This window comes from Kitasatospora sp. NPDC004240 (genome assembly GCF_053603215.1).
The window spans coordinates 1-20,201 of the sequence record NZ_JBSGFD010000041.1; the positions used below are offsets into that span (position 1 = coordinate 1).

At 75.0% G+C, this 20,201-nt stretch carries 18 protein-coding genes; 12 read left to right on the forward strand and 6 right to left on the reverse strand.

Annotated elements, in window-relative coordinates; translation table 11 throughout:
• A partial coding sequence (locus ACWEQL_RS13760) for an NAD(P)-binding domain-containing protein (protein ID WP_452150473.1) occupies window positions 1-117 on the reverse strand: 117 nt, incomplete at its 3' end.
• 170 nt (window positions 118-287) lie between these two features.
• Between ACWEQL_RS13760 and ACWEQL_RS13765 the strand changes: the two genes are divergently transcribed.
• Complete coding sequence (locus tag ACWEQL_RS13765) at window positions 288-650, forward strand: winged helix-turn-helix transcriptional regulator (protein WP_452150474.1); 363 nt, start codon at window positions 288-290, stop codon at window positions 648-650.
• Between the two features lie 24 nt (window positions 651-674).
• Here the strand turns inward: ACWEQL_RS13765 and ACWEQL_RS13770 are convergent, their stop codons facing one another.
• Window positions 675-1,208, reverse strand: coding sequence for a DUF3995 domain-containing protein (locus ACWEQL_RS13770; protein ID WP_452150428.1), 534 nt, complete (start codon window positions 1,206-1,208; stop codon window positions 675-677).
• A 65-nt stretch (window positions 1,209-1,273) separates the two neighbouring features.
• On the opposite strand from ACWEQL_RS13770, the gene ACWEQL_RS13775 reads away from it, so the two are divergent.
• The 5 genes from ACWEQL_RS13775 to ACWEQL_RS13795 all read left to right on the forward strand — a co-directional run bounded on the left by ACWEQL_RS13775 (window position 1,274) and on the right by ACWEQL_RS13795 (window position 8,905).
• A complete protein-coding gene (locus ACWEQL_RS13775; protein ID WP_452150429.1) occupies window positions 1,274-1,879 on the forward strand; it encodes a TetR/AcrR family transcriptional regulator in 606 nt (201 codons plus the stop codon).
• A gap of 100 nt (window positions 1,880-1,979) precedes the next feature.
• Complete coding sequence (locus ACWEQL_RS13780; protein ID WP_452150430.1) at window positions 1,980-3,074, forward strand: hypothetical protein; 1,095 nt, start codon at window positions 1,980-1,982, stop codon at window positions 3,072-3,074.
• A 261-nt stretch (window positions 3,075-3,335) separates the two neighbouring features.
• Entirely contained in the window at window positions 3,336-3,809 is a 474-nt protein-coding gene (locus ACWEQL_RS13785) for a hypothetical protein (RefSeq protein WP_452150431.1), read from the forward strand.
• 2 nt (window positions 3,810-3,811) lie between these two features.
• Window positions 3,812-7,642, forward strand: a complete 3,831-nt coding sequence (locus ACWEQL_RS13790) for a hypothetical protein (protein ID WP_452150432.1) — start codon at window positions 3,812-3,814, stop codon at window positions 7,640-7,642.
• Window positions 7,643-7,672: 30 nt separating this feature from the next.
• Window positions 7,673-8,905, forward strand: a complete 1,233-nt coding sequence (locus tag ACWEQL_RS13795) for a tetratricopeptide repeat protein (RefSeq protein WP_452150433.1) — start codon at window positions 7,673-7,675, stop codon at window positions 8,903-8,905.
• Between the two features lie 132 nt (window positions 8,906-9,037).
• Here the strand turns inward: ACWEQL_RS13795 and ACWEQL_RS13800 are convergent, their stop codons facing one another.
• Both ACWEQL_RS13800 and ACWEQL_RS13805 read right to left on the reverse strand, forming a co-directional pair.
• On the reverse strand, window positions 9,038-9,892 hold the full coding sequence (locus tag ACWEQL_RS13800; RefSeq protein WP_452150475.1) for an aminoglycoside phosphotransferase family protein: 855 nt from the start codon (window positions 9,890-9,892) through the stop codon (window positions 9,038-9,040).
• Between the two features lie 216 nt (window positions 9,893-10,108).
• Window positions 10,109-11,266: a serine hydrolase domain-containing protein gene (locus ACWEQL_RS13805; RefSeq protein ID WP_452150434.1), complete on the reverse strand. Its 1,158-nt coding sequence runs from the start codon at window positions 11,264-11,266 to the stop codon at window positions 10,109-10,111.
• 298 nt (window positions 11,267-11,564) lie between these two features.
• On the opposite strand from ACWEQL_RS13805, the gene ACWEQL_RS13810 reads away from it, so the two are divergent.
• Window positions 11,565-12,224, forward strand: a complete 660-nt coding sequence (locus ACWEQL_RS13810) for a hypothetical protein (RefSeq protein WP_452150435.1) — start codon at window positions 11,565-11,567, stop codon at window positions 12,222-12,224.
• A 76-nt stretch (window positions 12,225-12,300) separates the two neighbouring features.
• Here the strand turns inward: ACWEQL_RS13810 and ACWEQL_RS13815 are convergent, their stop codons facing one another.
• Entirely contained in the window at window positions 12,301-12,813 is a 513-nt protein-coding gene (locus ACWEQL_RS13815; protein ID WP_452150436.1) for a protein-tyrosine phosphatase family protein, read from the reverse strand.
• A gap of 281 nt (window positions 12,814-13,094) precedes the next feature.
• Between ACWEQL_RS13815 and ACWEQL_RS13820 the strand changes: the two genes are divergently transcribed.
• Window positions 13,095-13,604 carry a hypothetical protein gene (locus ACWEQL_RS13820; protein ID WP_452150437.1) on the forward strand — a complete coding sequence of 170 codons (510 nt, stop codon included), beginning with the start codon at window positions 13,095-13,097 and terminating at the stop codon, window positions 13,602-13,604.
• A 39-nt stretch (window positions 13,605-13,643) separates the two neighbouring features.
• Here the strand turns inward: ACWEQL_RS13820 and ACWEQL_RS13825 are convergent, their stop codons facing one another.
• Window positions 13,644-14,672, reverse strand: coding sequence for a LacI family DNA-binding transcriptional regulator (locus ACWEQL_RS13825; protein WP_452150438.1), 1,029 nt, complete (start codon window positions 14,670-14,672; stop codon window positions 13,644-13,646).
• A gap of 332 nt (window positions 14,673-15,004) precedes the next feature.
• Here ACWEQL_RS13825 and ACWEQL_RS13830 point away from each other — a divergent pair, with 332 nt between their 5' ends.
• The 4 genes from ACWEQL_RS13830 to ACWEQL_RS13845 all read left to right on the forward strand — a co-directional run bounded on the left by ACWEQL_RS13830 (window position 15,005) and on the right by ACWEQL_RS13845 (window position 19,986).
• The gene (locus ACWEQL_RS13830) at window positions 15,005-16,360 is read left to right on the forward strand and encodes an ABC transporter substrate-binding protein (RefSeq protein ID WP_452150439.1); all 1,356 of its coding nucleotides are present in this window, start codon (window positions 15,005-15,007) and stop codon (window positions 16,358-16,360) included.
• A gap of 186 nt (window positions 16,361-16,546) precedes the next feature.
• Window positions 16,547-17,551: a carbohydrate ABC transporter permease gene (locus ACWEQL_RS13835; RefSeq protein WP_452150440.1), complete on the forward strand. Its 1,005-nt coding sequence runs from the start codon at window positions 16,547-16,549 to the stop codon at window positions 17,549-17,551.
• Window positions 17,548-18,462: a carbohydrate ABC transporter permease gene (locus ACWEQL_RS13840; protein ID WP_452150441.1), complete on the forward strand. Its 915-nt coding sequence runs from the start codon at window positions 17,548-17,550 to the stop codon at window positions 18,460-18,462. The genes ACWEQL_RS13835 and ACWEQL_RS13840 overlap by 4 nt, the downstream gene beginning before the upstream one ends.
• A gap of 51 nt (window positions 18,463-18,513) precedes the next feature.
• Window positions 18,514-19,986: a GH1 family beta-glucosidase gene (locus ACWEQL_RS13845; RefSeq protein WP_452150442.1), complete on the forward strand. Its 1,473-nt coding sequence runs from the start codon at window positions 18,514-18,516 to the stop codon at window positions 19,984-19,986.
• Window positions 19,987-20,201 lie beyond the last annotated feature (215 nt).

The following is a 20,201-nucleotide window of genomic DNA, read 5'->3' on the forward strand; positions in this document are numbered from 1 at the left end:
GCCCCGGGCGGCGGCGCCCGGGTCGCGGCCGCCGACCAGCACCTCGTGGCCCGCCCGGACGTACGCCCCGCCCAGGGCCGCCGCCATGGCGCCCGTACCCAGAATTCCGATCCGCATGATGCACTCCTCGTCAGGTCGGTAACGGCGAACCGCCGTGTCCAGGACGGTAGGCGGGCCGATGCACACCGATCGGTAGGCATCGGGCCGGGCAGGATGTCCGCATGGCAGAGCGCGGTACGGGGGAGGGCCGGATGGTGCACGGCGGGGACGGGACCGACGCGGAGGCGATGGGCGGGGACGTGTTCGCGGCGGACTGCCGCGCCCGGATCGCCTTCGACGTCCTCGCCAACCGCTGGGACAGCGTGGTGGTCTACATCCTCGGCGAGCGCGGCCCGATGCGGCCCCGCGCGATGCTGGACCGGATCGGCGGCATCAGCCCCAAGGTGCTCAACGAGGCGCTGCGGCGGCTGGAGTTCAACGGGCTGGTCGAACGCCGCCGCTACGCCGAGACGCCGCCCCGGGTCGACTACTTCCTCACCGAGGCCGGCCGGGCCCTCATCGACCCGATCCGAGCCCTCGGCGCCTGGTCCGCCGCCCACGGCGACGCCGTCCTCGCCGCCCAGGAGCGCTTCGAGGAGGGGCGGCGGTAGCCCGGGCGGACCGTCCGGCCGTGCTCAGCGTCGCCGGGTGCGGAGCGCGAGGAAGCCGGTGAGGGCGGCCAGCGAGGCGCAGAGCGGGGCGTAGAGCGTCAGGTCCCAGTAGCGGTAGGCGTCGGGGGCGTCGGCGAGGTCGAGGGCGGAGCCCACCAGGCCGCCGACGCCCCGGACGGCCAGCACCCCGGTGACGGTCCACAGGCCCGCCCGGACCAGCCGGGAGGCCGCGAGGCGGCGGCCGGGCGTCGAGGCGGTGACGACCAGCCAGGCCGCCGCGCCCAGGAGCGCGGCGACCGCCAGGGTGAGCGGACCGGAAGGCAGTTCTGACTCCGGGACGCCGACCACCGTCTCGGCGAAGTCGGCACGGGTGTCGAGCGGCCAGGGCGAGAAGACCCACAGCAGGTGGAAGGCGCCCGCCGCCAGCAGGACGGACGCCGCGAGCCACGCCACCGCCCGGTCCAGCGCCGGGCCGCCCCACGGGTCCGTGCCGCCACCCCCACGCTCCTGGCCGGCCCCCGCCCCCGGTTCGCCGAGCAGCCACGTCATGGCGTTCATCCCGCACCCCTCTCCCCAGATCCGTACACCACTGTACGGATGTTCCGTACAGTACTGTACGGAACATGGCCAAGGGAAAAGTCACCCGTGACGACTGGACGACCGCCGCGCTCGGCGCGCTGGCCCGCGGCGGTGTCGCCGCGGTCGCCGTGGACGCCCTCGCCCGCGAACTGGGCGTCACCCGCGGCAGCTTCTACTGGCACTTCGACAACCGCGAGGCGCTGCTGGTCGCCGCCCTGGAGACCTGGGAACTGCGCGCCACCACCGAGGTCGTCGCGGCCGTACGCGAGCACGCCGACGCCGAGACCCGGGTGAGGGTCCTGTTCGCCGAGGCCCTGGGCAGCGACGAGATCGCCGGACTGGAGCCCGCCCTCGCCAACCAGACCGCCCACCCGGCCGTCGCCGCCGTGGTCGCCCGCGTCACCGGGACCCGCCTCGCCTTCCTCACCGAGCTCTTCACCGACCTCGGCCTCACCCCCGGCGCCGCCCGCCACCGCGCCCTCGCCGCCTACGCCACCTACCTCGGCTGGCTCGACCTCCGCCGCATCGCCCCCACCCTGGCCCCCGAGACCCACCCCGACACCCCGGTCGCCCCCGCCGCCCTCGACCACCTGGTCACGATGATCCTCAGCCCGACTCCGGGCCCGGCCCCGGCGCCGAGTGAAGGCTGAGCCACCCGGCGACCCGCGTGAGCGGGTGTCGGTGGGGCGTGCGAGGCTCTGATCGAATGGGCGAGTGGGGTTGTCGGGTGGCCGGGGGGAGGGGAGCGGGATGACGGTGGAGTGGCCGGTGGGGGAGGAGTGCGCGCGGGACCTCGCCGATCCTGATCCGCAGGTCCGCCGGGCGGCCGTGGAGCTGCTCTCCCGTCAGGAACTGGCCCCGCACCTGCCCGCCCTGGTGCGGGACGCAGACCCGGGCATCCGTGAGCGGGCCGGCTCCCGGTGGGTCAACCACGACCCCGCCGCGCTCGCCCTGCTCGCCGTCGACGCCGAGCCGCGGGTGCGGGCCGCCGCGGCCGCCAACTGGTTCACCCCGGTGGAGCGGCTGACCGCGCTCGCGGCCGACCCCGACCCCTGGGTGCTGGAGGCGCTGGTCCGCAACCGGCTGGCCCCGCCCGCCGCGCTCGCGCGCCTCGCCGAGACCCTGGCCGACCGGGCCGCCGAGGCCGAGGCCGGTGCCGACGGCCGGGAGCCGGACCACGACGAGGTGGAGGAACGACGCCGCCTCGTCCACGAGGTGCTCGACCACCCGGCCACCCCGACCGGGTCGCTGCGCCGGCTGTACGACCTGGAGCTGACGCCGTACTTCCACCGGGGCAACGCGATGTCCCAGCCGAACTGGCCGCCCGACCTGCTGGTCCGCTTCGGCCTCGGCCACTGCGCGGGCACCGTGGAGGGCGAGGCGGACCGGGCGAGCCTCGCCCGGATCGAGCGGGCCGCCGAGGAGGGGCCGGCGGAGCCGGTGCTCGCCGAGATGATCGCCAGCCCCGTCTACTACCTGCGCGCCGCGGTGGCCAACCGGCACGTCCCGCCGGAGGCGCTGGCCGAGTTCGTCCGCACGGCCGACCGGCAAGTGGACGGCTACCACCTGGACGACCTCGCGCGGAACCCGGCCGCCCCGTGCGAGATCCTGCTCGGCTGGGCGGCCGAGGGCCGGCGCTGCGCGGAGATGCTGGCCAACCCGGAGCTGCCGCTGCCCGTGCTCGACGAGATCGTCCGCAGCGCCGACGCCTACCACGCCGCCGAGGCCCGCGACCTGCTGGAGGTCCGGCGCCTGCGCGAGGCCGCCCGGCGGGAGGCACCCCGGAGGAACGAGTCCGATGCCCGTGCCGGCCGCGACCATGGCGGAGGGCATCCGTTGACCTGAGTGTGACCTCCGGCCCGGACGCCCTTCCGGCGGCGCTGTACGTGTTCACCCGACGACCGGGTGGCCCCCGTCGTCGAATCGGGCGACCCCCGGAACCGGCGGACACCGAACCGCTGCGTCCGGCCGTGGCCCAGGTCCTGCCCGGCTCCCGCTCGGCCCGGCATCGGATCCGTTTCGCCCACGCCCGGCTGGGGCACCTGGTTCGGGACGGGCGGAGTCGGGTCTCGGGGGCCGCCCGCCGCATCGGAGTCGGGAGGACGGATGTTGGCCGAGTCACTGACGGCGCTCGCCGGCGCGGGGGCCAGCGCGCTGATCGGAGCCATGGCCACCGACCTGTGGCAGGGCGCCCGCGGCGGGGTCGTCCGGCTCTTCGGGCGGGGCGGCGAGGCCCGCGGGGAGGCGATCGGCGCACAGCTCGACGAGGACGCCGTCCTCGTCGTCCGCGCCGAGCCGGACGGCGCGGACGAGATCCGGGCCGAGCTGCTGCCCGTATGGCGTCGGCGGCTGCTCCTGCTGCTGGAGGAACACCCCGACTCCGAGGGCGAGTTGCGGGAACTCGTCGCACGCGTACAGGACGGCCTGCCCGCCGGACGCCAGGTGTGGACGCAGTCGAACACCGCCCGCGACCACGGCACCCTCTTCGCCGTGCAGGGCGGCAGCCTGCACTATCACCAGGCGGCCGAGGGGCAGGTGCCACCGCCCGCCGACGAAGACGGTACGGCCGGGACCAACTGACCGTGGACCTCCCCGACGAGGTCCACCAGCAGGTCCGCGCCGTCGCCGGCTTCGCCTACGGCGCGGTCGGCGCCGACATCCACGTCTTCGGCGACGGCACCCCCGTCTACCTGCTGTACGCCCGCGACACCCACGGCGCCGCCGGCGGCCAGCGGCGGGACTCCGCCTGGCTGCGCGCCCAGCCCAGCAGGATGCTCGACGCCCGCAGCGAGATCGTGGAGTTCACCGGCCGCGAGGCGGAGCTGGGCCGGCTCCGCGCGTGGCGCGACCAGCCCGCGCGGACGGCCGTGCGGTGGCTGCACGGACCCGGCGGCGCCGGCAAGTCCCGCCTCGCGGCCCGCTTCGCCGCCGAATGCGCCGACGCCGGCTGGCTCGTCGTCGACGCCGTGCACGGCACCGACACCCACCCGCCCGCCGAGGGCAGCCAGGACCTGCGCACCGACCACCGCGCCGGGGTGCTGATCCTCGTCGACTACGCCGACCGCTGGCCGGACGCCCACCTCGCCTGGCTCTTCCACAACGGCCTCCTGCGCGACGAACTCCCCGCGCGGGTCCTGCTCATCGCCCGCTCCGTGCGGCCCTGGCCGGCCCTGCGCGCTCAGCTCGGCCGCCGGCGGCGCCCCACCGACCTCTCCGACCAGCCGCTGGACCCGCTGGCCGACTCCGGCCGCCAGGGGGAGCGCGCCCGGATGTTCGAGGCCGCCCGCCGGGGCTTCGCCGCCCACTACCCGGATCCCGGCGCCCTCGAAGTCCTCCGCGCGCCCCACGAGGACCTCGCCCGCCCCGACTTCGGGCTGACCCTCGCCGTCCACATGGCCGCGCTCACCGCCGTCGACGCCCGCGCCGCCGGCCGGGAACCACCCGAGGACCTCGCCGGGATGACCGCCTACCTCCTCGACCGCGAGCACGAGAACTGGCGTCGCCCCGACGCGCGCGCCCCGGGCGCCCCGGTCGCGGACGCCGCCGCCGACGACCGCCGCGGTCTCGACCTCGCCCGTACCGTCTTCACCGCCGTCCTCACCGGCCCGATGCGCCGCGACGCCGCCCGCCCCCTGCTGGACCGCCTCCTGTTACGGACCCCGGCCGACCGCGCGCTGACCGCCCACGCCGTGCACTACCCGCCGACCGACCCGGCGGCCGCCCACGTACTCGAACCGCTGCTCCCCGACCGGCTCGCCGAGGACTACCTCGCCCTCACCCTCCCCGGGAGCCCCGTCACCGGATACCCGACCGACCTGTGGTCGGTCACCGGCACCACCCGCATCCTCCAGCGGGACGCAGGAGCCGCACCCCCCTGGACCCCGCGCGCCCTCACCTTCCTCATCGCCGCCGCCGAACGCTGGCCGCACGTCGGCCCCGCCGTCCTCTTCCCGCTGCTGCGCCGCGACCCCGCCCTCGCCGTCCGGGGCGGCGGCGCCGTCCTGGCCGCGCTCGCCGCCCTCGACTCCGTGGACCTCGACGTCCTGGAGGCCGTCGAGCCGCTGGTGCCCTCGCGCGACGTACGGGTGGAGAGCGGCACCGCGGTCCTGGCCTCGCGCCTCGCCGCCCACCGCCTCGAAGGGGCCGCCGACCCCACGGAACGGGCCAGGCGCTTACGGGACTTGGCCGCCGCCCACCTCAAGGCGGGCCGCAGGAGCGACGCGCTGGCGCTCATGGAGGAGGTCGTACGGCTCACCCGGGAGGCTGCCCGACAGGATCCGGTACACCGGCCCGACCACGCCGACGCCCTGCTCAACCTGGGCGGCCTCTTCATCGGGGAACTCGACCCCGAGCGCCAGGTCGAACTCCTCCGCGAGGCCATCGGGCTGCTGGAGCAGGACACGGCGGACGCCAAGGTCCTGGGCTCCCTGGCCCAGGCGCACACCCGGCTCGCCTTCGCGCTCCGGCGGACCGGGGCCGCGGCGGCCGCCCACGCGTCCGTGGCCGAGGCACAGCGGCTCTTCGGGGAGATCCTGGACCGCGACCCCATGCTGTATCTGGCCCTGGCCACGGACATGAACCGCCTGGAGATGGTGAACGGCTACCTGCTGGCCAAGTCCGGGCGCCTGGCGGAGGCCGCCGAGAGCGCCGGCCGGATGGTGGAGTTCCTGACCCGGATGGCGGGCCTCCACCCGGCCGGCTACGGGTCGGAACTCGCGGACGGCCTGCACACCCAGAGCCTGCACCTGTGGGACGCCGGGCGGCACGCCGAATCCGTTGACGCGCTCCTGAAATCCATCCGCCTCTACCGCCAACTCGCCGAGGTGGGCCCCCGCTTCCAGGACCTCCTCGCCGCCCGTCTCGACGAGGCCGCGGCCAAGCTCATCTCCCTGGAGCGGCACGCCGAGGCCACCGCGATCGCCGACGAGAGCCTCGCCCTGCACCGGGAGCGCCTCGCCCGGCTTCCGGACACCGCCGACGGCCGGGACGTCGCCGAGGCCGAACGCGGTGCCATCGGCACCGCGCTGCTCTACCTACGGGAGCGGCGCGGCGCCGACCGCCTGGCCTGGGGAACGCCGGCCGAGATCGACGCGGTGGCCGATCGGCTCGTACGGGCCGCCGACCCGGCGGGGCTCTGGAGCCTCATGCGAGCGGTCCCCGTCACCGACGCGCTGCGGATCGCCCACCGTCACCCGCCCGAACGCTGGGCCCCGCCCGAGGACCCCCGTGGTCTGGCCGCCCGGCTCACCTCGCGGCGCCACCGGCCGCAGGCCGCCGAGCGCACGGCCCGCGCCGCCGCCGGGTCGGCCGTGTGGCGGCTGCCCGACCACGGGGGCCCGGGGACGGCCGGTCCGACGGGGGCCGGCCTGCTCTCCTTCGCCCCCGGAGGGCCGGGGCGGGCACCGGTCATGGTCCGGGAGGCGTACCTGCCCGGCGGGGCGCACCCCGACGGCGTGTTCGCCACACGCATCGACGTGTACGACCTCCGCTCCCGCTCCGTGCTCTGGTCCGCCGACCACCGCAGGACCGGCGTCGCCGCCGTGACCTGCCTCGGCGCCGACGCGGTCGTCGCCCTGCGCGCGCACCCGCACCGGGCGGAACCGGAACTCGCCCTCTACAGGCCGTACGGGGTGGAGGTCCTCGCGCACGGCCGGGCCCTCGACGGGGCTCGGATCTTCGCCACTCCGCGCGTCTTCGTCGTCCTGCTGCGGGGCACGACGGCTGCCCTGATCGGCACGCACGACGGTCGGCTGGAGCGGATCGACCTGTACGACGCCCTCGGTCTGGAGCACGTCACCGTGCACGCCGTCGACCCCTCCGGTGAGCGGCTCCTGTGGGCGGACCGGCACCGCGTGCTCCTCACCGACGCCGCCCTGGAGCCGCTGTCGGCCGACGGCTGGTGGGGGGTTCCCGAGCAGCACGGCACGGTCGAGTCCGCGGTGTTCCTGTCCCCCGAGGAGTTCGTCACCGCCGCGTCGACCGGCGGCGTCTACCTGTTCCAGCAGGAGTCCGACCGGACCGTGGTGACCGCCTGGCACGTCGGGCCGCCGCTGGAGGACCTGATCGCCGTCCCCGGATGGCGCGTCGTCGGCGGCCGCTCCCGCGGCGGGGCGAGGACGCACTTCCACGACTCGGTCGCCCTCGCCCCGGTACCGGCGCCGCGCCTGCTCGCGGGGGCGTCGGGCGAGGACCCACCGCGCCTGCCGGCCGCCCCGCCCGGAGGCCGCTACGTGGTCCACGGCTCGGCCGTGCACGACCTCGGCGACCCGCTCTCCTTCGTGGGCAGGCCGCTCGCCTCGCTCACCCCGGCGGACCGGGAGCTCCTCGGCACCTACCTCGACCGGGGGAGGGCGCCGTCGGCCGCGATCCGGGAACTGCTGGAGTTCGTACGGGACCTCGGGTCCCCCATGTGACCGCCACCGAGGCAGGGAGAGTGACCGCGAATGTTCCGCAGGAAACGCCCCAAGGGCACTCCGCCGGACCCCGGAAAGCCGACGCACCCCGACCACCCCGAGCGCCCCGACCACTCGGAGCACCCCGACCACCCGGAGCGGCCACCGAACCCGCTGCCGGAGTCGGGCAGCCCGGAAGATCCCCTCGACCTTCGGCTGGGCGAGCACGACGAGGGTCCGACGCACCTCGGCATGGACACCACCCTGCGCATGCGTGACAGCCTGCTCGATGCGGAACGGGGGCTGGGCCCGGGCCACCCCGATGTTCTGCGGCTGCGCCACAACTACGCCTTCTTCCTGTGTGCCTGGTCGGCCGCCGCCCCGCCCGGGGACACGTACATGCAGGACCGGGCGATCCCCCTGTTCCTGGTCAACCTGGACCACCAGACGGCGACCCTGGGCCCGTACGCCCGCGACACCCTGCTGACCATGGACGGGATCGGAAGCGCCCACCTCTCGGCGGGACGCCCGACCGAGGCCCTCCCGTACCTGCAACGGGCCCTGGAGGGCAGCGAACTCGGCCCCGACCGCGACGAGGAGCGGATCCTCGACCGCCGTGAGAAGCTGTCGGACGCCTACGCGGCGGCGGGCGACACCGACCGGGCGACCGCCCTGCTGGAGGAGACCGTGGCCGGCAGCAGGCGCCTCCTGCCGCCGGGCGGCGAACGGCTGGACGTCCGTAAGCAGAAACTGTTCTCCGTCTACCGCGAGGCGGGCCGGCCCGAGGCCACGGCGCTGTGCCGGGAGATCCTCGCCGACAAGGAGCGCTTCTACGGCCCCGACCACCTCAGCACCTACATCTGGGTGGACAACCTGGCCCACCTCCTCCACGACGCCCGTGACCTCGACGGGGCCATCGCCTGCTACGAACGGGCCGTCCGCGGCTTCGAGCAGATCCACGGAGCCGACAGCGACGCGATCTCCTACCGCTACCACAACCTCGCGATCGCCCACCTGGAAGCCGGCCGCCCGGAGGTGGCCCTGCCGTACCTGAAGGCGGCCCTCGCCGCGCGCGAACAGAGCCGGGGCCTCGACGACCCGGGGACCCTGGACGCCCTGATCTCCCTCATCTCCGGCTACGACCAGGCCGGGCGGCTCGTCGAGGCGATCGCGGCGACCGAACGGCTGATCGCGGACCTGGTACGCGTCGGCGGCCCGCAGCACCCCAAGCTCCCCGAGGTGTACGCCTATCTGGCGGAACTCAGGCGCGCCGGTCAGCCCTAGGGTCGACGAACACGTCCCGTGCCGGCGGAAGGGCGTCCGGGCCAGGAGTCGCACTCAGGCCGACGGGCGGCCTTCGCCATGGCCGCGGCCCGGCACGGCATCGGACTCGTTCAGCCAGCAGCCGAGGGTCGGTCAGCCGGCCAGCGCCTGGGTGATCTGGCGGGTGGTCTGGGCGGCGACCCGGGGGTTGTGGGCGGCGTGGTGGGCGTGGGCGTTCAGGCCGGTGGTGAGGGCCCAGCCGCGGCCACGGGCCCAGGTGGCGTCGTCCACGCCGAGGGCGGTGCGGAAGGCGGCCCGGGGGCCGGGGGACAGCAGGGTGTAGGCGATGGTGAGGTCGCGGGCCGGGTCGCCGAGGCCCAGTTCGCCGAAGTCGATGACGGCGCTGAGGCGGCCGTCGACGGTGAGCAGGTTGCCGGTGTGGAAGTCGCCGTGGAACCAGACCGGGGGCCGGTCCCACTCCGGAGCGGCGAGCGCCTCGTCCCACAGGGCGGTCATCGCGGCGGCGCCGAACACCCCGCCGAGCTCCGCGATGTTCCCGCGCGTGGCCTCGTCACGGTCGGCGAGCGGCCGCGCCGCGTGGAGCTCCGGATGGGCCGCCGGCGTCGGCGTCCCGCCGGGCAGGCACCCCTGGAGGGCGGTCAGGAAGGCGGCGAGGGTCTCGGCGGCCTCGTACGAGTCGCCCAGCCCCTCGACGGTCGCCGTCGTGCCCTCCAGCCAGCGGGACACCGCCCACGGCCACGGCCGGCCGTGGTCCGGTTCGCCCACCGCCACGGTGACCGGGAGGGCCAGCGGCAGGTGCGGGGCGAGCCGGGGCAGCCAGGCGAACTCCTTGCGTGCCTGCCCGGCGGCCCCGTCGTGGCGGGGCACCCGTACGGACAGCTCCTCGCCGAGGCGGTGGATCTCGTGGTCGGAGCCGGCCTGCTCGACGGGCCGCAGGGGGAGCCCGGCCCACTGTGGGAACTGGCTGTCGACCAGGCGCCGGGCCAGCGCGGTGCCGGTGGTCGGCGTGGTGCCGGCGGCCGGTGCGGTGGTGGTCGGCGTGGTGCCGGCGGCCGGTGCGGTGGGGTGGGCGGGCTCGGTCGCCACGGGCGGCTCCTGGGGGGTCGGCCCGCCGGGTGGCGCGGGCGGCTGGGAGCCATCCCAACCGCCCGCGGCCGTCCTGTCGACCGGATTTCCGTCCGGGGCGCGGCGCCTGACGTGGGCTCAGGCGTTGTACACGTGGTCCGGAGTGGCGATGCCGGTGATCGCCCCGGCGACCAGCTTGCTGGGCTCGTGGCCCTCGTGGAGGGTGTCGGTGTTGAGCATGACGACCAGGGTGGCGCGCTCCTCGGGCAGGTACACGGTGACGGTCTCGTATCCGGGGATCGAGCCGTTGTGGCCGATCCAGCCGTTGGAGTCGAAGATGCCGAGGCCGTACGAGGTGCCGGGGAAGCCGGTGGGGAGGGTCCTGAGGCGTTCGGCCTGGGTGGCGGGGCTGAGCAGGGTCCCGGTGGCCAGGTCCTCGGCCCAGTGCCGCAGGTCGTGCAGGTCGGAGATCATCGCGCCGGCCGCCCAGCCCCAGCTGGGGTTCCAGTCGGTGGCGTCGGCGGTCGCGCCGCTCAGCGTCTGATCGGTGTAGCCGTGCGGGTGGGGGTGGGGGAACTCGGCGCCGGCGGGGAGGAAGGTGTGCCGCAGCCGGCCGGGCCCGGTGACGCGGTCGCGGATCACCGAGGCCAGGTCGCGGCCGGTGACCTTCTCGATCACCAGGCCGAGCAGCACGAGGTTGCTGTTGGAGTAGTCGAACCGCGCGCCGGGTTCGAAGAGGTTGTCGTGCCCGAACCCGTACGGCAGCACCTCCTCGGGCGTCCACTGCCGGTAGGGATCGCTCAGCAGGGCGTGCGCGAAGTCGGCGTCCTCGGTGTACGAGTACAGGCCGCTGCGCATCTCGGCCAGCTGGCGCAGGGTGATCCGCTCCCCGTCGGGCACGCCGTCGACGTACCTGCCGATCGGGTCGTCCAGGCCGATCAGGCACTCGTCGACGAGCTGGAGCAGGGCGGTCACCGTGAAGGTCTTGGTCTCGCTGCCGATCCGGATGTTCATGTGCTCGTCCATCGGCCGGCCGGTGGCCGTGTCCGCGACGCCGAAGGTGCGGACGTAGTCCGGACGGCCCGGCCGCCACAGGCCCACGATCACGCCCGGGATGTGCGCCTCGCCCATCGTCCGCAGGATCGCCGCGTCCAGCCGGGCGGTCAGGCCGGTGGCTTCCGCCGTCCCGGCCCGTGCGGGGGGCGTGGCCTGGGAGGGCATCGCGGCCGGCAGCAGGCCGGCCAGGGCGAGGACGCCGGCCGCGAGGGTGCGGCGCAGCGGGGACGGGGTTCTCATCGAGGGTGCTCTCCTGAGGCTCGGCGGGTGGCGGGTGGCGGGGTCGGTGGCGACCGGCCCGGCGGGCGTCGGTCGGTGACGATCATCGGGTCCCCGGCCCGGGCGGCCGGGCGGGCGCACCGGGCCGCCCGGGTGAATCCGCCGCCGACCGGCCCGGCCCCGCGCGGGTGCCCCCGCCGGCCGCGCGCACCAGGTCGCCGTCCGGTCACCGGCCGGTGTCCGGACTGTCGGTGACGGGTCGTAGGGTCGGGACGACCGATCGACCGCCAGCCCCGTCCCAGAAGGGCGCCCCGGAACCATGGCCCCGTCCATCACCGCAGCCGACCACGGCGTCGCGCTCACCGAACGTGTCATCGCCTCCGTCGAGGCGGACCCGCACCGCCGGGTCCTCGACCACGACCGCTTCGCCGGCTCGTGGGTGACCGGGGAGCCCGAACCGGTGCCCACCGGGGTGCTGGCCTCGGCGGTGTTCCCGAGCGGGCGCCCGCTGCCGCCCAGCCTCAGGCGCTGGCTCGGGTACGACAGCGGCCTGCTGCGCCGCTACGGCTGGCTGGGGCCCGACGACCGCTTCACACCGCGTCCGATCGGCGCGCTCGCCCGCGCCGAGTTCGGCGACGGGTGGGGCTCGGTGTTCGACGCCCTGGAGGACCGCTTCGACGAGTGCTTCCTGCTGCCGGGCGGCTCGGACTCCCGGCGGGTCCTGGCCACCGGCGAGCCGGACGAGTACGGCGAGTACCCGGTGTTCGTGCTGGACGTGGACGACCTGCCGTGTATCGAGCTGATGTACCCGGGCCTGGACGTCTACCTGGCCGACACCGCCGGGCTGATCACCCGCGACGGCGAGGGCTACTCCTGCCTCGCCGAGGACCGCACGTACGGGGCCCGGATGCGCGTCCACGCGAAGAACTACCTCGCGGGCGAGCTGTACGAGGAGTGCCTGGAGTGGCCCTCGGCCTGAGCCCCGGGCAGGCCGAGCCCCGGGCGGGCCGGACGGACCCGCCGGGCCGACGGCGGGCGGGACAGGCGGGACGGGGTCACACCGGGGCGTCCAGCCCGCACAACAGGGCCGCGGTGTCGAGGCCGGTGACGAGGTACTGCTCGAAGAGCGCGTTGTTGAGCGCGTGCGGGGAGCGCCGCCGGCGGATCAGGTCGATCGCGGCGCCGACGTCCTGCCCCAGTTCGACCAGCGCCTGCGCGGCGACCAGCCCGGAGCGGTTGTAGCCGGAGTGGCAGCGCACCAGCACGGTCCGGCCGTCCCGTACGGCGCGGGCCGTGTCGCGGGCCAGGCGCTGGGCGGTGAGGATCTGCTCCGGGGTCAGCGGACCGTCGGGCATCTCGCCGACCAGGTGCCGGACGCCGGGCGTCGGCCCGTGGCCCGGCAGGGTGTAGAGGCTGACGACCAGGTCGAACTGCGCCCCGACCACCGCGGGCCGCAGCTCGCCGGTCCGGTCGGTCCAGTAGTGCCCGCCCATCCAGAGCCCGGGTCGCAGTTCGTTCCACGGTTCCTGCGGCCCGGGGGTGTCACGGTCCTTCTGGCGCGTCCTCATACCGCTCCTCGCGAAACGTTCCTGCTTCCTCCGGGCCCAACGGCGGGCCCGGTTCGGCCGTTCCCGCCGCGACCGCGGGCAGGCATCGGACGGGGGTGGTCCGGTTCGGTTTGACGGGGGAGGGGGACGGTCGACAGTCTTGCGCGCATGACGACCAGGGTGTGGCCGGCCGCCGCCTGCGGGCCGCGGTCCGGTGCGGAGCCGTTCGTGGTGGCCGGGGCCCGCGCCGGGGCGGGGGAGTGCCGGAGCGAGCCCCTTGCGGCCGTGCGGTGAGCGGCCCGGTGGCCGGTCGCGGACGGCTGGTGGCCGGGCTGGCGGTGGCCGTGCCCGTGGTCGCGCTGATGGCGTGGGCGGGGGTGTCGGCCGCCGCGGACCTGCTCCTGGCGGACCTGCACGACGAGTGCGCGGGCCGGCAGGCGCGGGAGGCCGAGCTGGACCGGCTCGACGCCTTCACGCTGCTGCCCGGCGGCGCGCGGGAGCTCCCGGAGTCGGCGAGCCCCGCCGGGTGCGTCCAGGACTCCGGCTTCGCCTGGCTGTACGCCGCCCGCGACTACGACCGGGTGGGCGGCGAGGCGGACGTGCTGGCCTTCTACGGGGGCGCGCTTCCCGGGCTGGGCTGGCGCTCCGAGGGGCCGCCCCCGTCGCCGGCGGTCACCCTCGGCTGTTTCACCCGCAGGACCGGTTCGGGCTGGGAGACGCTCACCGTCGGGTTCCCCCGCGAGCCGGGTGCCGCGGGGGTGTTCCGGTTGAGCGTGGAGGCCTCCGTGGACGGTTCGAAGATCGACTGCTGACACCCGGAGGAACGTCCGGCCGTCCGGGGTCCGCCGCGCTCAGGAGGAGCCGCGGATCACCAGCTCGGTCGGCAGCACCACCCCTGCGGGCTCCTCGGTGCGTCCGGCGATCCGGTCGAGCAGGGCGCGGGCCATCCGGCGGCCCATCTCCTCGATCGGCTGGCGCACGCTGGTGAGCGGCGGGTCGAGGTGCCGGGCGATGGGTGAGTCGTCCACCCCGACCAGGGCCACGTCACCGGGGACGCTGCGCCCGGCCGCGCGCAGGGCGGCCCGGGCGCCGGCGGCCATCAGGTCGGAGGCGGCGAAGACCGCGTCCAGGTCGGGGCACCGGTCGAGCAGGGCGTGCATCGCCCGGTGGCCGCCCTCCTCGGTGAAGTCGCCCGCGGCGACCAACCGTTCGTCCTGCGGCAGGCCGGCTTCGGCGAGGCCCCGGCGGTAGCCGTCGAGCCGGCAGCGGGCGCCGTACATGTCGGGCGGGCCGGTGATGGTGGCGATCCGGCGGCGGCCCCGGCCGGCGAGGTGGGCGACGGCGGAGCGGCCGGCGCCGAGGTTGTCGGAGTCGACGTACGGCACCGGCTCGTCCTCGGAGCGGCGGCCGTTGAGCACGGCGGGCACGCCGAGGGCGCGGACCAGGTCGGGCAGCGGGTCGTCGGCGTGCACCGAGACCAGGAGGACGCCGTCCACCCGCCGGGCGGCGAGGTACTGCTCGAAGCGCTGGCGCTCCTGGTCGCTGCGGATCAGGGTGAGCAGCAACTGCTGGTCGGCCTCGCCCAGTTCGGCGCTGACCCCGCGGATGACGTCCAGGAAGTACGGCTCCGCGAACAGCCGGTTCTCGCTCTCGGGGACGACCAGGGCGATCGCGTCCGTACGGCTGCCGGCCAGGGCGCGGGCGGCGCGGTTGGGGACGTAGCCGAGTTCGGCGACGGCCCGGTGGACGGCCTCGCGGGCCTGTTCGCTGACCCGGGGCGAGCCGTTGATGACCCGGGAGACCGTGCCGCGGCCGACCCCGGCCCGGGCCGCGACCTCCTCCAGGGTGGGTGGGCCGCCGTGGCGCGCGTTCGCCGTCATCGTTCTCCCCGTCGTCGTCTCTTGGAACATCAAACCGCCCCGGGTGGTCTCCCGGTCAAGCGGTCGACCGAGGGCCGATGCGGTGGGAGCGCTCCCATGCTAGACCGGCGGCAGGGTCGGCGCCATGATCCCGCCTTCGGAAATGGACGGTTGACGTCCCGTTCGACGAATCCGTGTTCATGTCTTGACATCGGCGGGTGCGGCGCAGGAACCTTCCGGCAGCGGCGTGGGAGCGCTCCCACGCATGGGTCCGCCCCGCCGGAGAGCCATCCCGCCCGGCGCGGAACCCCACCCGGCGCACCCCTGGCACCACCCCGGACGAGGAGAGTGGAATGCGCACATCCAGCACGCCCGAAACGCCCCGCACCACCGGCACCAGACGCGGCGGCGTCGCCGTCATCGCCGCCTTCACGGCGGCCGCCACCCTGCTCACCGGCTGCGGCAGCGACGGCTCCGCCGGCGGCAACGGCGGGGGCGGCACCATCACGCTGCGCGTGGGCACCTTCGGTTCCTTCGGCTACGACAACGAGACCGGCGCCAAGCTCTACGCGGAGTACGAGCGGCTCCACCCCAACATCAAGATCGTCGAGTCCAACGTGGCCGACGGCAACAAGTACTGGGAGACCCTGAAACTGCGGCTCTCCCGCAACAGCGGCCTCGCCGACATCCAGGCCGTCGAGGTCGGCTACATCGCCGAGGCGACCGGCGCCGGGCTCGCCGACAAGTGGGTCGACCTCGGGACCACCGGCGGCGCCACCCCCGCCGCCTTCCTCGACTGGAAGAACAAGCAGGCCACCACCGCCGACGGCCGGCTGATCGGCCTCGGCACCGACATCGGCCCGATGGCGGTCTGCTACAACAAGGACCTCTTCGCCAAGGCCGGCCTGCCCACCGAGCGCGCCCAGGTGGCCGCCCTCTGGGCCGGTGGCTGGGAGAAGTTCCTGGAGACCGGCCGCGCCTACCAGCGGGCCGCCCCGCAGGGCACCGCCTTCCACGACTCGGCGAGCGGCCTGTTCAACGCGGTGGTCTCCAGCGAGCCGATCCAGTACGCCAACGCCAAGGGCGAGCTGGACTGGGAGAACAGCCCCGGGGTGAAGAAGGCGTGGGAGATCGCCACCGCCGCGGCCACCGGCGGGATCACCGCCAAGCTGCGCCAGTTCGACGAGAAGGGCACCTGGAACGCCGCGTTCAAGAACTCGAAGTTCGCCACCGTGGCCTGCCCCAGCTGGATGACCGGCATCATCAAGGACCAGGCCGGCGCGGAGAACCAGGGCAAGTGGGACATCGCCCCGGCGCCCGTGGCGGGCAACTGGGGCGGCGCCTTCCTGGCCGTACCGAAGTCCGGTGAGCACACCAAGGAGGCGGCCGAACTCGCCGCCTGGCTGACCGCTCCGGCACAGCACGCCAAGGTGTTCGCGGTCAACGGCAACATCCCGTCCTCCAAGGACACCCTGACCTCCCCGGCCGTCCAGGACGCCAAGCTGCCCTACTTCGGGGAGACCCCGGTCGGCCGGATCTACTCGCAGGCCGCGGCCGGCATCAGGTCCGTGCCGATCAGCCGCTGGGACGGCACCGTGAAGACCTTCCTGACGGACAACGGGATCCTCGACATCGAGCAGCGGGGCACCGATCCGGCCCAGGCCTGGACGAACGTCCGGAAGCTGATCGCCGACAAGATCGACAAGTAGCCCCGGTCCGTGGCGCGCGGGGCGGGTGTCCGTGCCCGCCCCGGCCCTTGTGCGCGCCGCGCCCCGGCCCTTGCGCACCCCGTGCCCCGCACCCGCGCCCCGCACGCCCTTGTGCACGTCGCGCCCCGTGCCCCGCACGCCCCCGGAAACGCCCCCGCTCCCCGCACCCGACCGGAAGGACGCCCCGTGGCCACCCCCGTCCGGGCCGCGGCCGGCGGCACCCCGCCGCCCGCCCCGAACCCCTCCGCACCCCCCGACCCCCGCCCGCCCCGCCCGAGGCTGCGCGACCGGCTCCACCGCTGGGACGCCCGCACGGCTCCGTACGCCTTCGTGGCCCCGTTCTTCCTCTGCTTCGCGGCCTTCGGCCTGTTCCCGCTGATCTACACCGGCTGGCTGTCGCTGCACCGGGTGGAGCTCGGCGGCGAGGCCGAGTGGCGCGGCGCGGACAACTACACCGCCCTGCTGGACAGCGAGTTCTTCTGGAACGCGCTCGGCAACACCTTCACCCTCGGCGTGCTCTCCACCGTGCCGCAGCTGCTGATGGCGCTGGGCCTGGCCCACCTGCTCAACCACCACCTGCGGGGCCGCGGCTTCCTGCGGGTCGCGGTGCTCGCGCCGTACGCCACCTCGATCGCCGCGGCCACCCTGGTCTTCGCCCAGCTGTTCAACACCGACTACGGGCTGGTCAACACCGCGCTCGGCTGGGCCGGCGTCGGCCCGGTGGACTGGGAGGCCTCCAAGTGGCCCGCGCAGATCGCGATATCGACGATCGTCACCTGGCGCTGGACCGGCTACAACGCGCTGATCTACCTGGCGGCGATGCAGGCCGTCCCGCGCGACCTGTACGAGGCGGCGGAACTCGACGGGGCCTCCCGGCTGCGCCAGTTCGTCAGCGTGACGATCCCCTCGATCCGTCCGACCGTGCTGTTCACCATCGTGGTGTCGACCATCGGCGCCACCCAGCTGTTCGGCGAGCCGATGCTCTTCGGCGGCAGCCTCGGGGTCAGCGGCGGCAGCGGCAACCAGTTCCAGACGCTCAGCCTGCTGATGTACGAGAAGGGCTGGATGACCGGCGCGCTGGGCCAGGCCTCGGCGATCGCCTGGGTGATGCTGCTGCTCCTGCTGTCCGTCGGGGCCGTGCAGCGCCTCGCCGTCCGCGTCCACCGCACCAGGAACGGAGCCGGCGCATGAACCCCTCCACCGACCCGATTACCCAGGGCCCCTCCACCGACCCGACCACCCAGGCCCCTTCGCGTCGGCCCCGCCGCCCGGTCGCCCGGACGCACCACGCCGGCCCGCTCACGTACGTGCTGCTCGGCCTCGCCGCGGTGGTCTCGCTCTTCCCCCTGTACTGGAACCTGGTCGCCGCCTCCCACACCGGCGAGCGGGTGGTCGAGGCGCCCGCGCCGCTGCTGCCCGGCCCGCGGCTGTTCGACAACCTCGCCTTCGCCTGGAACCAGGTGGACATGGGCGAGGCGCTGGTCAACACCACGGTGGTGGCCGGCCTGGTGGCCCTGTCCACCGTGCTGTTCTCGACCCTGGCCGGTTTCGCCTTCGCCAAACTGCCGTTCCGCGGCCGCAATGTGATGCTGACCCTCGTGGTCGCCACGATGACCGTCCCGCCGCAGCTCAGCGTGATCCCGCTGTACCGGATCATCACCGACCTCGGCTGGGTGGACCACCTGCAGTCCGTGGTGCTGCCCTCGCTGGTCGCCGCGTTCGGTGTGTTCTTCATGCGCCAGTACCTGCTGGAGGCGCTGCCGGTGGAACTGGTCGAGGCCGCCCGGGTGGACGGCGCGCACAGCCTGCGGATCGTCTGGCACGTGGTGTTCCCGGTGGCCCGGCCCGCGATGGCGGTGCTCGGCATGCTGGTCTTCGTCCAGGCGTGGAACGACTTCTTCTGGCCGTTCATCGCGCTCACCCCGGACGGCAATCCGACCCTCCAGGTGGCGCTGGCCGGCCTCGGCGCGGGCGACCACAGCGTCGACCAGGCGATCGTGCTGACCGGCGCGCTGGTCTCCACCGTGCCGCTGCTGCTGGTCTTCGCGCTGCTGGGCAGACACATCGTGGGCGGCATCACGGCGGGGGCGGTCAAGAACTGACCCCGGCCGCCCGATTCCTACGACACCGACGCACCTCAGGGAGTGACCGCCATGACCACCGCCGCCTTCCCACCCGCCGCTGCGCCCGGCCCCGCGCCTTCCGCCGAGCCCGCCTTCCCGCCCGGTTTCCTCTTCGGCACCGCCACCTCCGCCTACCAGATCGAGGGCGCGGTGAGCGCCGGCGGCCGAACACCCTCGATCTGGGACACCTTCTCCCGCACCCCCGGCAAGGTGCACGCCGGCCACACCGGGGACGTGGCCACCGACCACCTCCACCGGTTCCGCGAGGACGTCCGGCTGATGCGTGAACTCGGCCTGGGCGCCTACCGGTTCTCCATCGCCTGGCCCCGGGTGCGGCCCACCGGCCGGGGCCCGGCCGCCGCCGCGGGCCTGGACTTCTACCGCCGCCTCGCCGACGAACTCCTCGCGGCCGGCATCACCCCCGTCGCCACCCTCTACCACTGGGACCTGCCCCAGGAGCTGGAGGACGCCGGCGGCTGGCCCGAACGCGCGACCGCCGAACGCTTCGCCGAGTACGCCGCCCTCACCGCCGAGGCCCTCGGCGACCGGATCGGCGACTGGACCACCCTCAACGAGCCCTGGTGCAGCGCCTTCCTCGGGTACGGCTCCGGCGTCCACGCCCCCGGCCGCACCGACCCGGTGGCCGCCCTGCGCGCCGCCCACCACCTCAACCTCGGCCACGGCCTGGCCGTCCAGGCCCTGCGTGCCCACCTGCCCGCCGTCGCCCGGATCTCCGTCTCGCTCAACCTGCACGCGCTGCGCCCGCTCACCTCCTCCGAGGCCGACCGGGAGGCCGTCCGCCGGATCGACGCCGTCGGCAACCGGATCTTCCTGGGCCCGATGCTCGACGGCGCCTACCCCGCCGACCTGCTGGGCGACACCGCCCACCTCACCGACTGGTCGTTCCTGCGGCCCGGCGACGAGAGCGCGATCGGGCAGCCGCTGGACTGGCTGGGCGTCAACTACTACACCCCGACCGTGGTCTCCGCGGCCGGCCCGGAGGACGCGAAGGCGCCCCGCGAGGACGGCCACGGTGGCGGCGAGTTCTCGCCGTGGCCCGGTGCGGACGGCCTGGTCGCCTTCCACCAGGCCCCCGGCGGGCGGACGGCGATGGGCTGGCCCGTCGACCCGTCCGGTCTGAGCGACCTGCTGACCGGGCTGTCCGCGCGCCACCCCGGGCTCGCCCTGATGGTCACCGAGAACGGCGCCGCCTACCCCGACGAGGTCCGTGCCGACGGCACCGTCCACGACCCCCTGCGCGCCGCCTACGTCCACGACCACCTGGCCGCCGTCCGGCACGCCCTGGCCGCCGGCGCCGACGTCCGCGGCTACTTCCTCTGGTCGCTGCTGGACAACTTCGAGTGGGCGTACGGGTACGACAAGCGCTTCGGCGCCGTCCACGTCGACTTCGCGACCGGCCGGCGCACCCCCAAGTCCAGCGCCCACTGGTACGCCGAGGTCGCCCGCACCGGCCTCCTGCGGCCACCGACGGTCACGTCCTGACGCCCCGAGGTCCGCCCGTTCGGATGTTCCGCTCCGGGGACGAATCCACCGGCATCGTCCGCCATCCGATGATTACGCACCGGCTCCGGGCCCCACCGGGCCCGGAGCCGGTGCGGTGCGGTGGGTGCGGGACGGTCGGCTTCGGCGCACGGCTCCCGCCGGTCGGCGGGGGCCGCTCGGCGGGTGCGATTCCGGCCCGGTGGCTGATTGTCATG

Bases quoted from the DNA above. Each gene is read 5' to 3' on its own strand.
- ACWEQL_RS13845 (WP_452150442.1), top strand. From the start codon at position 18,514: ATGACCACCGCCGCCTTCCCACCCGCCGCTGCGCCCGGCCCCGCGCCT.
- ACWEQL_RS13785 (WP_452150431.1), top strand. From the start codon at position 3,336: ATGTTGGCCGAGTCACTGACGGCGCTCGCCGGCGCGGGGGCCAGCGCG.
- ACWEQL_RS13830 (WP_452150439.1), top strand. From the start codon at position 15,005: ATGCGCACATCCAGCACGCCCGAAACGCCCCGCACCACCGGCACCAGA.
- ACWEQL_RS13840 (WP_452150441.1), top strand. From the start codon at position 17,548: ATGAACCCCTCCACCGACCCGATTACCCAGGGCCCCTCCACCGACCCG.
- ACWEQL_RS13815 (WP_452150436.1), bottom strand. From the start codon at position 12,813: ATGAGGACGCGCCAGAAGGACCGTGACACCCCCGGGCCGCAGGAACCG.
- ACWEQL_RS13770 (WP_452150428.1), bottom strand. From the start codon at position 1,208: ATGAACGCCATGACGTGGCTGCTCGGCGAACCGGGGGCGGGGGCCGGC.
- ACWEQL_RS13780 (WP_452150430.1), top strand. From the start codon at position 1,980: ATGACGGTGGAGTGGCCGGTGGGGGAGGAGTGCGCGCGGGACCTCGCC.
- ACWEQL_RS13805 (WP_452150434.1), bottom strand. From the start codon at position 11,266: ATGAGAACCCCGTCCCCGCTGCGCCGCACCCTCGCGGCCGGCGTCCTC.
- ACWEQL_RS13775 (WP_452150429.1), top strand. From the start codon at position 1,274: ATGGCCAAGGGAAAAGTCACCCGTGACGACTGGACGACCGCCGCGCTC.
- ACWEQL_RS13825 (WP_452150438.1), bottom strand. From the start codon at position 14,672: ATGACGGCGAACGCGCGCCACGGCGGCCCACCCACCCTGGAGGAGGTC.
- ACWEQL_RS13810 (WP_452150435.1), top strand. From the start codon at position 11,565: ATGGCCCCGTCCATCACCGCAGCCGACCACGGCGTCGCGCTCACCGAA.
- ACWEQL_RS13765 (WP_452150474.1), top strand. From the start codon at position 288: ATGGGCGGGGACGTGTTCGCGGCGGACTGCCGCGCCCGGATCGCCTTC.
- ACWEQL_RS13795 (WP_452150433.1), top strand. From the start codon at position 7,673: ATGTTCCGCAGGAAACGCCCCAAGGGCACTCCGCCGGACCCCGGAAAG.